This is a genomic window from Thermodesulfovibrionales bacterium (assembly GCA_035686305.1).
Lineage (GTDB): Bacteria > Nitrospirota > Thermodesulfovibrionia > Thermodesulfovibrionales > UBA9159 > DASRZP01.
The window spans coordinates 1-11,686 of sequence record DASRZP010000146.1 but is presented as its reverse complement, the minus strand read 5'-3'; the positions used below and the strand labels follow the sequence as shown (position 1 = coordinate 11,686).

Here is an 11,686-nt window from a genome sequence, read left to right as displayed (position 1 = left end):
CCGCATTTCCGAAAAACGCCCTCAAGAAACGGCAGGAAGGGTTCGGCAGCATCGATCTTGAAGGCCTTATATTCCTCCTCTTCAGAGATGATGATGGCCGCGTGATGTTCATCGGCAAGCCGGCGGGCAGTATGAAAGATGGTGTCCCTGGTTTTTTCAAGGACGTCGCTCCTGTGGCTCCTTATCTCTCCTTGAATGACGGTCTCCCGTGGGACAACATTCGTAGCAGTTCCTCCCCTGATCATGCCGATGTTGGCCGTAGTCTCATCGTCGATCCTTCCGTCAGGCACTACCGCAATAATCCTGGATGCCACCTTGATGGCGCTGATCCCCTTCTCAGGCTCAATCCCTGCATGGGCGGACTTGCCGGTTATCTTCATTTCATAGGTGAGATGGGTCGGAGCGGCGACGACGATCCTCCCTACAGCACCGCCTGAATCGAGGACGAGGGCATGTCTGCTCCTGATGTTCCTGAAGACGAGATTCTTCGCACCGCGGAGTCCTTTTTCTTCGGCAGAGGTGAAGACGATCTCAAGATCGCCGTGAGGGATTGTCCTTTCCTGGAGGACTGTAAGGGCCTCTATGATCTGTGCAAGTGCGCTCTTGTCATCTGCTCCCAGGACCGTATTGCCCGTTGTCCTGATGAGGTCTCCTCCAATGCTGAAGACGATTCCCTCCGTGGGCTCGATCGTGTCCATATGTGCGCTCAGGAGAAGAGGGGCACGATGGGGGAGGCTCCCCTTCTTGGAGGCCAGAAGATTGAAAGACCTGCCGTATTCCTGAAACTCGACTGTACATCCTGCGGCCTCAAGCATCTTTGTGAGGGCGCTGCCCATATCTCTTTCTTCAAAGGATGGAGAGTTTATCGTTATGAGTTCGACAAAGGTGTCTACGAGCCGCTTTTCATTGATTTGATATGGAGGACAGGGCACGTCACCTTCCAAAAATGCCTTTCAGAAGATCCTGTGTGCCTTTATCCTTCGATGGCTGCTCCCCTTTGCTCCCGGGTGTGCCGTGAAAGAGCCTCCTTTCGATCTCCTTTTGGATCCCCCGTTCAATCTGTTTACCAAAGGCCGCCTGGTTCAGAGAAACCGATGGCTTCTCCACGGTCCCCTTTATCTTGAGGGGTATGACGTCCCATCCCTTCTCGTCCTTGAGATATCCCGTTATCTTTGCCGTCGGAAGTTTTGAAGCAAGTTCAGGGGAAATCTTCACGTCGGTCAGCATATCAAGTTGTTCGTCAAACAAGACCGTGCCTGCTGGGTTCATTCTGACGAGATTTGAAGTCATATCACCATGGAAAACGATTCTTTCGTCTCTTATGGAAAAATCTATCCTGACGCTGTCGAACCGCGGTCTTCTGAGATCGTCGAGGCCTGTGAAGAGCGCCATTGCATCGGCTATTTTCGATTCCCTTATCTCGCACCTCCTCAGATCAAGGGATCCCCTGCCTGTCAACGTCCTCTTCACATCCGTCGCTGCGTTGAATTGCATGGCGCCCTTCAGCGTGCCTTCTGTCTTGACCTGGTCTCCTCCGGAGAGGTTCATAGAGAGCGGCTCTATGGTCATGAGATCCTCCGCGTACCGGTAATGCATCGCGAAGTCTTTGAAGGTGTAAGCCTTGTACCTGGCTGCTCCGACCTTGATCTCTCCTGAGGCCTTGAGTGTTGCCGGTTTTGCGGCCTTTCCCTTTTCTCCCGCTTCCGTTTTCTTCGAGGCAGGACCTTGTTCCTTCGGACCCTCTTGAGAACCCTTCTTTCCACCGAAGGCGGCCATGAGCTTTTCGATATTAAGCTCACTGGCCGAGATGTTCATGGTGATGTCAGGAGACTCCAGATAATCCTGTACCGTGCCCGTCAGTTTGACCGTGTCTTTGCCAAGGGCAGTACTCAGGTTCACGTGGATCGATTCGCTCTTCACCTCCACCTTTCCCGATGTGGTCGTCTGCAAACCCCCGATGAGAGCCTTCAATTCCTTGAGGTCAAGGGTTCCTGATGCCTTCAGGTCCTTGAAATCTCTCCCCATCGAGAGGATTATCTCCATATCTGCCCTTGCATTCATATCGGGGAGTTGCTCCATGTCGTCCTTGAACTCCACTGTTGCATCCCGTATGGATATCCTGTCTGTTACGACTGTGAGGGGAAACCCCTTCTCCCTTTCCGCCTCCTGGCCGACGGACTTTTTCGTCTCACGGTCCTTTCGGTTCATATCGCTGAAGTTATAGGCTCCGCTGCTTCCCCTCCTGACGCTGATCCTGGGAGCGATGATCTCTATCTTCTTGATCATAAGCTCCCTTCTCAGCAGAGGCACAAGGCTGTAATCAAGGATGAACTCCTTCGTCGTAATAAAATCACTCTTTCCGTCGGATTCCTTGAGACTGATCCCCCTGACGATTATCCCCTTCAACAGGGAGACATGAATCTGGTCGATGCTCACCTTTCTTCCGGTCAACGCTTCGGCCTTCGGGATAATTATCGCTTTGAGTCTCTCACTCTTGAGATAGCTCTTTACAAAGAGACTGAGACCAAGGACAATAACGAGGAGTACGGAGAAAAAAATTCCCACTCCCCAGAAGAGTTTCTTTGTCATGGTGTTGTTCTAGGAAGTCTTTCCCTTTGATTCGATAAGCGCCTGGACAGGTTTCAGTCCGTAGGGACTTCCCTGCTCGATTGCCGTCAGCACCGTACCTCCGCCGGTGAAGAAGTAGTACTTTGCGTTGTCCATCACCGAAAGATAGAGGCCGGGACAGAGATCCTTGAATTCCTGGAGCGTGTCGCCCCCGCCGTACATCTTCATGGCATGCCTGTTATGGTCGATCGTCTGGTCAAGGGCCTGAGAGCCCGCAGTGAAGTGGGGAGTATAGCCCATGACTGCGTTGACGAATATGGTCTTTGCAGTCCCGATCGCCTCGGCAACGAGATGATCTTCAAAGGACCGGGGATCGATATCGAGAACATAGCCGTATGAATTGCCCGGTCTGAAGTCCTTTATCGAGATCGTCCTGTACCTGCCCTCAATCCGTCCCTCCATGACATCAGACTCGACGATGACAGGAAGTTCCACGATCTTCTTATGGATCTTGTCTTTTTCGACGAGATCTCGTGCGAGCGAAATGTCATCATCGGAAACCCCTTTGATCCTGACGTCATACTTTGCGCAGAGGAGGGTATTGTAAATAACTCCGCCGAGGATAAGGCGATCAACCTTTTCATAGATCGCCGAGAGGGGTTTTATCTTGGTATCGTATTTCGACCCGGCAACGACGGCCACAAAAGGCCTCTCAGGGTTAAGGACCCTGCTCAGGTTCAAGATCTCCTGCTGCATCAGAAATCCGGCATAGGAAGGGAGGTAATCGGTAATGTCAAAGGTGGATGCGTGAGGCTGCCATGAACCAAAGGCGTCATTGATATAGATGTCGGCAAGTCCGGCGAGTTGCAGTGCAAGGCTCCTGCTCATGTCCCCTCCGCTCTCCTCTCCGAAGAACCACCTCGTGTTCGGAAGGTAAATGCCCCCGAATTTCCTCTCCTTCAATTCCCGTATGGCAAGGTTAATCGAGGTATCAATCCCTGTGATACCTCGTTCAGGATCTATCGGAAATGCGGGGATATGAAATCGCGCGTGGAGTTTCTGCTCGAGATATTCGATGATGGGCTGAACGGATTCATCATTCCTGCAGACGATCCTTCCTGTCTTCTTCTCTCTCGGCCTTCCGATATGGGTCATGAGTATCGGCCTGGCACCCCTCTCCACGATATTAAAAAGCGTCCCTATCGTTCGGTCGATCCGGTAGGGGTCCCGTATCTCACCGTTCTTGACCACGTTATGGTCAAAGCGTACAAGGACAACCTTCCCGTTCAGGTCAGCTTCCTGAATGAGCGGCAGTCCGGGATGGAGGAGGTTGTCTTTCATGCCGAATTCCTCCAGGCGATCATGAGGTTTCTCTCGGCACCTTGAGGAGATCATTCTCCCCACTTCCATAAAACTGATAATCGCTCCTGCCCTGCTTCTTGACCCGGTACATTGCGGCGTCGGCCTTCTTCATCAACGTATCTGCGTCGTCACCGTCAGAGGGATAGATGCTTATGCCGATACTGACGCCGATCGAGCATTGACTGCCGGCAAGATCAAAGGGAGCCGTAAGGGACTCGATGATCCTCCGGGCGATGAAGGCTGCCTCACGGGGTTCATCAATATAAACAAGAGTAACGGTGAATTCGTCGCCTCCGAAGCGCGCCACGATGTCGGACCTGCGCACAGACGCCTTCAGTCTTCGTGAAACCTCAGTCAGGAGAATGTCTCCAGCAGAATGGCCGTGGAGGTCATTCACGTCCTTAAAGCGATCAAGATCCAGAAAGAGGAGGCCGAGCATGTGGCAGTATCGTTTCGCCGTCTCAAGAAACTGTGCCAGGAGATCAAGAAACAATGTTCGGTTCGGGAGGCCCGTAAGGGTGTCATGAAAGGCCATGTTCTTAAGATGGCTGACCTCGTTCCTGAGAACCTCGATCTGTTCGCTCTCAGAAAAGGGTCTGCGGTCGCGCATCATCCTCTGAAAGCGGGCTGAAAATTCATCGAGACTGAAAGGTTTCTCTATAAAATCCGCAGCGCCTGCCTGCAGGGCATCTTCCTCTGTGTACTGTCTCGCGAACCCGGTCATTACCATGACCGAAATACCTGGATAGCGTCTGAGCAGTTCCCTTGTGAGGATCAACCCGTCCATGTTCGGCATGGAAATGTCGGTAATAACTGCGTCAAAGGCGGTCTTCGCTGCCTTTTCGAGGGCCTCGTTACCGTCTGATGCCGTTTCACAAGAGTATCCCTTCGAAGAGCAGAAGATCGAAAGGAGGTTCCTTATCTCAGGTTCATCCTCAACAACGAGGATCTTCTCTGCAGGGCCCATGAGCCTTTTACCCTCTTGACGCTGTCTGTCCCCTCAGGATCTCGCGCACCTTTCCTTCCAGGGCTCCACTGAGGTATGGCTTCTGAATGAATCCCTCAGGGGCGTGATGCTCTATCCCATTGAGGGCTGTTCTTTCGTCATAGCCGCTCGATATAAGGACTTTCAGAGAGGGTTTCAGGGCCCTCAGTTCCGTGAAAAGTCTCTTTCCACCCATCCCCGGCATCTGGATGTCGAGGATTGCCATCTCTATGTCATCTTTCCTCTGCCCGAAGAGTCTCAGTGCCTCTTCACCGTTGGTGGCGGCTAGCACTCCGTACCCCGCATGGGTCAATACCGTTTCGAGCAGACTGAGGACCTGCGGCTCATCATCAACGATGAGTATCCGGCCTGGCGCCGCCTTTTTTGCCTCCGTCCTTCTGACCGCCATCCCGGTCTTGGCCCTCTGGAGATAGATATGGAAGGTCGCCCCCTGTCCCTGATCGCTCTCTACAGAGATGCAACCGTCGTGACTCCGGATGATTCCGAAGACGGCAGCAAGTCCAAGCCCCCTTCCGAGAAACTTTGTTGTCACAAAGGGATCAAAGATCTGTCTCAGCATCTCTTTCGGTATCCCTGGCCCGGTATCAGACACCCGGACGTAGACATAATCCCCACCGGGATACTGTTTCTTGTGAGTCGGACATTCCCACCTTTCCTTGTTCGGCGCGTTCTCTGCCCGAATGGTGAGAAGCCCCCTGCTCATTCCCATCGCCTCAAAGGCATTCGTAAAGAGGTTGACGAAGACCTGACTCATCTGCCCGGGGTCAACAAAGACGGGCCAGAGATCTTCAGGCATATCCACCATAACCTTCATTTCGAGGGATGCCCCTTTGTGAGTAAGCGCCAGCGCCTCGTCGACGATGTCGTGAAGGAACACCGCCTCAGGCTGAGACAATGTGTTCTTTGCATAGGTCAGCAGCTGTTTCGTCAAGTCGGCCATTCGTTCACCGGACTTAATAATATTCTGTATCAGGGTCTGTTCTCTCTCGTACGGGGCAAGCCTCATCTGGAGCAACTCTGCATTTCCAAGAACCCCCATGAGGATATTATTGAAATCATGCGCTATGCCTCCAGCCAAGGCGGTAATCGATTGCTCCTTCTGCTCCTGCGTGAGCTGCTCCTCGAGCTTTCTTCGTGTCTCCTCCATCATCAGCTTCTGTGTGACGTCCCTGCAGACCTGAATGATCTGCAGCACTTCGCCGCGTTCATCCATGATGGGTGACGCCTGGACCTCAAAGATCTTTTCGCATCCGTCCTGACTGACACATGCGTGGGTCACGGTCACGGGCTTCTTTGTTCGTATGACCTCCTCAAGGGGACAGGCTTCTTCAATTCTGCTGCACGATTCACTGCCCTGGAAAAAGACCTGGTAGCAGAAGAGGGGGCCGGATAAAGGGTGATCTCCGCCTGCAAACTCTCTTGCAGCCCTGTTCATAAGCTTCACGCTGAAGTCTCTGCCAAAAACGATGATCAGGTCCTTTGCGCCGTCAATGACGCGCTCGAGCTGAGCAATGCGGTTGCGGAGCTCTATGGTCTCATCAACAAGTTCTTCTCTCTTCATATCTTCGTTATGCATCACAGGCCCGGTCTGCGCATCCAATCAGGCAAGAAGCCGTCAGAAGAGCAAGGGAAGATTCCTTCTGACTGGTGAATCTGCCCGAAAGAACTCGTTATGTTATTCTATCACCTTTTCGCGGGATGTCAAAATACGGCACCATGCGCAACGCTCTTGTATCTATTATATCAAACCTCCTTACTACTCCTCCTGACAGGCGAAAGAGGCGAAAGAATGGTCTTTCTCGACAAGTGGAGGGAGATTGACGGGGAAGTCTTTCCGTGGTATCGTTAATCTGCCGGTCAGGCAGGCGCGACCGCCTCAGAGGACTTCACCCGTCACTTCCGGACGGTATTCGGGTATCTTCTTTGTCGGGAAAAAGTCTTGCAAAAAGGAGAGCTATTAAAATATATTATAGACCTATTAATTTGAAGTCGGACGCGGCTGTTCGGTCATTGAGTGATTCCGCTCTTTACGGAAGGAATCGATTACGCAATACACAAAATTCTTTCTATCAAAGGAGGTCTCAAACATGGCATTTAATGCAACGAAGTTGGCTGACTGGCAGATTTCCGAAGAAGCAGAAAAGAACATGCCCACACCCGAGGAGTGGCGCGAGAAGCTGGGTCTGAAAAAGGGCGAGATGCTGCCCATGGGTCGTCTGGCGAAGATCGATTTTCTGAAGGTCATCGACCGTCTCAAGGACAGGCCTGACGGGAAATACATTGAAGTAACGGCTATTACCCCGACTCCTTTGGGAGAGGGCAAAAGCACCACTTCCTGCGGTCTCATGGAAGGTCTCGGCAAGCGCGGCGTGAACGTGGGAGGCGCCCTGCGCCAGCCTTCGGGTGGGCCGACGATGAACGTCAAGGGAACCGCGGCAGGTGGCGGCAACTCACTGTTGATTCCCATGACCGAGTTTTCGCTGGGACTGACAGGCGACATCAACGACATCATGAACGCCCATAACCTTGCGATGGTCGCGCTCACCGCACGGATGCAGCACGAACGCAACTACAACGATGAGCAGCTGGAGCGGCTTACGAAGATGAGGCGCCTCGATATCGATCCCACCCGTGTCGAGATGGGATGGGTCATGGACTTCTGCGCCCAGAGTCTCCGCAATATTATCATCGGCATGGGAGGCAGGCAGGACGGCTTTATGATGCAATCAAAGTTTGGCATAGCCGTGGGCTCTGAGTGTATGGCCATCCTGTCCGTGGCCAATGACCTCGCCGACCTGAAGCAGCGCCTCAACCATATCACCATTGCCTTTGACAAGAACGGCAGGCCCGTCACCACGGGTGATCTCGAGGTCGGTAACGCGATGGCCGCCTTTATGCGGAATGCCATCAACCCCACGCTCATGTGCACCGCTGAATATAACCCCTGTTTTGTCCATGCCGGGCCTTTTGCGAACATTGCAGTAGGCCAGTCCTCCATCATCGCAGACCGGGTCGGCCTGAAATTGTTCGACTACCACGTCACCGAATCGGGTTTTGCTGCTGATATCGGTTTTGAGAAATTCTGGAACGTCAAATGCCGTTTCAGCGGCCTGAAGCCTCATGTCTCGGTTCTCACCACTACAGTCCGTGCGCTGAAGATGCACGGTGGCGGTCCCAAGGTGGTTGCCGGTAAGGCCCTGCCCGATGAATACACGAAGGAGAATATCGCCTTAGTTGAAAAGGGCTGCGCAAACATGGTGCACATGATCAACGTTATCCGGAAGTCCGGCATAAATCCGGTGGTCTGCATCAACCGTTTCTACACTGATACAGACGCTGAAGTGGCCGTCGTCAAGAAGGCGGCAGAAGCGGCCGGCGCACGCTGCGCAGAGTCGCAGCACTGGCTTAAAGGCGGTGATGGAGCCCTTGAACTGGCGGATGCAGTCATCGACGCCTGCAAGGACAAGAACGACTTCAAGTTCCTCTATCCTCTCGAGATGAAGCTCCGTGACCGCGTCGCGATCATTGCCAGGGAAGTATACGGCGCTGACGGCGTATCCTGGCTGCCGGAAGCAGAGGCGAAGGCCAAGATGCTGGAGGACGACCCTAGGTATGCCGACTACGCCACGATGATGGTCAAGACCCATCTGAGCCTGTCTCACGACCCGGTCATGAAAGGAGTGCCCAAGGGCTGGACCTTGCCGATTAGGGACGTCCTGATTTACTCTGGCGCCAAGTTCCTCTGTCCCTGTGCAGGGACGATTAGCCTCATGCCGGGAACGAGTTCCAACCCTGCTTTCAGAAGAATTGACGTCGACGTCCACACTGGTAAGGTGAGCGGATTGTTTTAAATCCGACATTCCTTCTGTCTGTTAACAGGGGATCGATCATGTCGGTCCCCTGTTCCCTTCCCCATGACTACTCTTGATGATCCCTCCCAGGCAAAAGGTTCATGGAAGCAGCAGCTTTGATTCTGAGTCACACCTCGTAGCAGAGTACTCTGATAAGGCCGATTGTCTCGCCCGTATCATCAGTCGTTGCCGTGTCGGAGACTGTTATTACCCTCTTGACATTATTTTCTGCGATAAACGTATTGACCACGCTGTCGAGCTGGGACAGCTCCATCATCGTCTTGAGGGGTCTTAAGTCGATTCCGAACGTCTTCACCTTAACCATAAAGCACCTCCTCGTTGAGCATTCTTCAATATGTGCTCTCCCTCTTAACGATACCAGGTTATGCCCTCTTGTCAAGGAAGGCGCCTTGAGCTCAGAATTGCATGCGTTCCCGATGTGATATAATCGTGACGAGTGCATGTCACCACCACTCGATAGGTGGTACGAGAGAGCTTGTCACCTCGCTCATCCGGATATCTGCGAGAGGAAAGTCCCGCAAAGGAGCATAACAATGTTCTTAAAAATAGGGCATCGTGGGGCAAGGGCATACGAAATTGAGAATACCCTGGAAAGTTATGAAAGGGCGATCGAAATGGGTGCGAATGCCATTGAGTTGGATGTGCGAAAGGCAAAGGACGGAGCGTTAATGGTCATTCACGATGATAATTTGAAAAGGGTCTTTGGAAGTGATGGCCATGTCAACGACGCTACAGCAGAAGAATTAAAAGAATTAACGGAGAAGAGCATTCCGACTCTCGGGGAGGCCTTACACTTCATAGACGGAAGGGTTGACAGGATTCTCGTGGAACTCAAGGAAGTCGGTTATGAAGAAGAGGTTATAGCCGCAATAAAAAGGGAGCACGTGAATGAAAGGGTGATTGTCATCTCTTTTCACGAACAGGCACTCCTGAATGTGAGAAAAGTCGATCGAAATATACCAACAGGCTTCATATATGTGCGGCACAAAAAACCGATTGACACCGCACGAAGGCTCAAGGCCCAGTATCTCATTTCCTTGTATCGATTCACCCACGCGAGAAACATCGAGGATGCCCATAAGCACGATCTCAAGGTGATCGTCTGGACCATCAACACCAGGGAGGAGATGAAGAATTACAGGGCCAAGGGTGTCGATGGCATTGCGACCGATAGACCTGATATCTTTGACGTCATTTCTTAAAGGCAGGGAGAGGAGTAATGACGTCGGTGATGCTCCGGACTCTTTGACTCTCCTGCCTTTATCTGTAACCTTCCGCTCTGCGGAATCGTCTGTCGTAGAAAAGGGACAAGAGATGAGGATGCTGCTTTTGGGGTGCCTCCTTACATTTCCCCGAGTTATTGCCTACAATAAAGACAGAGGCAACATGAACCCTTTGCCGGTCCCCGTTATTCTGAGACAAGCTTGAAGAAAGGAGAGGTGGATGATGAAGAGCATGAAGATATCCTGGCTCACCTTTTTTTCACTGGTGGCTCTGTTGTGTGCCTCCTGCGCGCCTGAAATGCATTTGAATACGCAGGGAGCAATGGAATCGGAAATAAAAGGAACTTACAGAGTCATATTTGTGGGGTGCAACTTCACTGATGACCTTGAGACGATTGCTTTCCTCCAAAAGGAGGACTCCCGATACACCTTCGAGCCCTATCTTCCGGACTTTCAGTACAGAGTCGAGAAAGGCGTCCCGGCGAGTGATGCCCTTGCATCCGCTGAGAAGTTTCTGAAATGCACCACCTCATTTAGACGGTCACAGCTCAGCAGTATTATCGCTCCGGACGGCAGCGTTCTGGGGTACGAAGTCAGGCCTCTGTATTTTCCTCTCACCTATGGTATAGACGATGTTTTAGAAACGAACTATTTCATCAGAGGTGACAAGGTGCTCATCAGTATAAGGCAGACTCAAAGAATCGAAAGGATACATCGGGGCGGTGCGGGAGACGTGTGGGGAGGTCGTTGAATAGGGAGTGGACCTCAGTGTTGCAGCAGGTACAATACATGTTTCTCAAAAAAAAGCGCCCGAAAGTGGGCGCTTTCTACACTTAATGAACTCTGTAACTGACAGTTAACAGGCACGCATCGAATCGTGACCGGTGATGGAACCTGCTACAAGCCTTGTACCATTATCGTAATAGGAAATATCCACCCTATCCCCGATCCTGATGTCGCTGGGGCTCCTGTACCCATCACATACCCAGAAACTCGTGTCTTTGTCGAGACCGACAGTGAATTCACCCCTGTCAGCGGTACGGACTGTCAGAAAGCCTGACTGAGCATCGACTGCCAAAACTGTAGCGCCGGCCATTTCCTCGCTCAATGCCGGTTTTGCGTAAGACCCCACAACCAACACGGCAACAGCCACCAGAAACAGGCTTGTCAGTATGCTCATATTCTTCCGGTCATTTATGCTTAATTCTCTGAACATTATCGTTAACTCCTTTCCAGGAGAAGAGAAACTCTTCTTGTCCTCCTTGATTCATAATAGACGGTGGTGCCATATTTAGCAACTATGAAACTTCTCCGGAATGGGCCTGAAATCTGTTTGGCAAAGGCAAAGGAGACAGACTAAAGCACGTTTTTTGAGAAAAACGTTAATTCTTATAAGCGCTTTCTCTCTTGCATATCTTTTATCTGATTGTATTCGCTGATCTTTCCATGAGACGCCTCACTTCCCGGCCAGGAGCTATTTCCAGGACATACCTGGGTAGGACAAGGCAAGACAGGGGAGGGCAGCATGACTCCCTGCTCTCCCCTTCTTCTGCTATGTCACAAAGACCGCTGCCCTCTTCAGTTCATTCAGCTTGCCGATAAGGCTATGATGTTTCGTCTCGTCGGCAATGAGATAGGAGAGGATGTAACGCGTT

General features: G+C 52.0%; 10 protein-coding genes. 3 read left to right on the top strand and 7 right to left on the bottom strand.

The features are described 5' to 3' along the window. The 5 genes from VFG09_15635 to VFG09_15615 form a co-directional block, all read right to left on the bottom strand. A partial coding sequence (locus VFG09_15635; protein ID HET6516585.1) for a M20/M25/M40 family metallo-hydrolase occupies nt 1-944 on the bottom strand: 944 nt, incomplete at its 3' end. Then, nucleotides 934-2,589: an AsmA family protein gene (locus VFG09_15630; protein HET6516584.1), complete on the bottom strand. Its 1,656-nt coding sequence runs from the start codon at nt 2,587-2,589 to the stop codon at nt 934-936. The genes VFG09_15635 and VFG09_15630, both read right to left, overlap by 11 nt. A gap of 9 nt (nt 2,590-2,598) precedes the next feature. Beyond that, a complete protein-coding gene (locus tag VFG09_15625; GenBank protein ID HET6516583.1) occupies nt 2,599-3,909 on the bottom strand; it encodes a phosphoglycerate kinase in 1,311 nt (436 codons plus the stop codon). A 19-nt stretch (nt 3,910-3,928) separates the two neighbouring features. After that, on the bottom strand, nt 3,929-4,897 hold the full coding sequence (locus VFG09_15620; GenBank protein HET6516582.1) for a diguanylate cyclase: 969 nt from the start codon (nt 4,895-4,897) through the stop codon (nt 3,929-3,931). 7 nt (nt 4,898-4,904) lie between these two features. Further along, a complete protein-coding gene (locus VFG09_15615) occupies nt 4,905-6,497 on the bottom strand; it encodes an ATP-binding protein (GenBank protein ID HET6516581.1) in 1,593 nt (530 codons plus the stop codon). Between the two features lie 526 nt (nt 6,498-7,023). Between VFG09_15615 and VFG09_15610 the strand changes: the two genes are divergently transcribed. Beyond that, complete coding sequence (locus tag VFG09_15610; protein HET6516580.1) at nt 7,024-8,787, top strand: formate--tetrahydrofolate ligase; 1,764 nt, start codon at nt 7,024-7,026, stop codon at nt 8,785-8,787. Nucleotides 8,788-8,914: 127 nt separating this feature from the next. Here VFG09_15610 and VFG09_15605 read toward each other — a convergent pair whose 3' ends face one another. Next, a complete protein-coding gene (locus tag VFG09_15605) occupies nt 8,915-9,112 on the bottom strand; it encodes a hypothetical protein (protein ID HET6516579.1) in 198 nt (65 codons plus the stop codon). 229 nt (nt 9,113-9,341) lie between these two features. Here VFG09_15605 and VFG09_15600 point away from each other — a divergent pair, with 229 nt between their 5' ends. Together VFG09_15600 and VFG09_15595 are read left to right on the top strand one after the other, a co-directional pair. After that, a complete protein-coding gene (locus tag VFG09_15600) occupies nt 9,342-10,010 on the top strand; it encodes a glycerophosphodiester phosphodiesterase (protein HET6516578.1) in 669 nt (222 codons plus the stop codon). 241 nt (nt 10,011-10,251) lie between these two features. Next, entirely contained in the window at nt 10,252-10,782 is a 531-nt protein-coding gene (locus VFG09_15595; protein HET6516577.1) for a hypothetical protein, read from the top strand. Nucleotides 10,783-10,887: 105 nt separating this feature from the next. Here the strand turns inward: VFG09_15595 and VFG09_15590 are convergent, their stop codons facing one another. Beyond that, nucleotides 10,888-11,247 (bottom strand): hypothetical protein, encoded by a 360-nt coding sequence (locus tag VFG09_15590; GenBank protein HET6516576.1) that lies wholly within the window; start codon nt 11,245-11,247, stop codon nt 10,888-10,890. Nucleotides 11,248-11,686 lie beyond the last annotated feature (439 nt).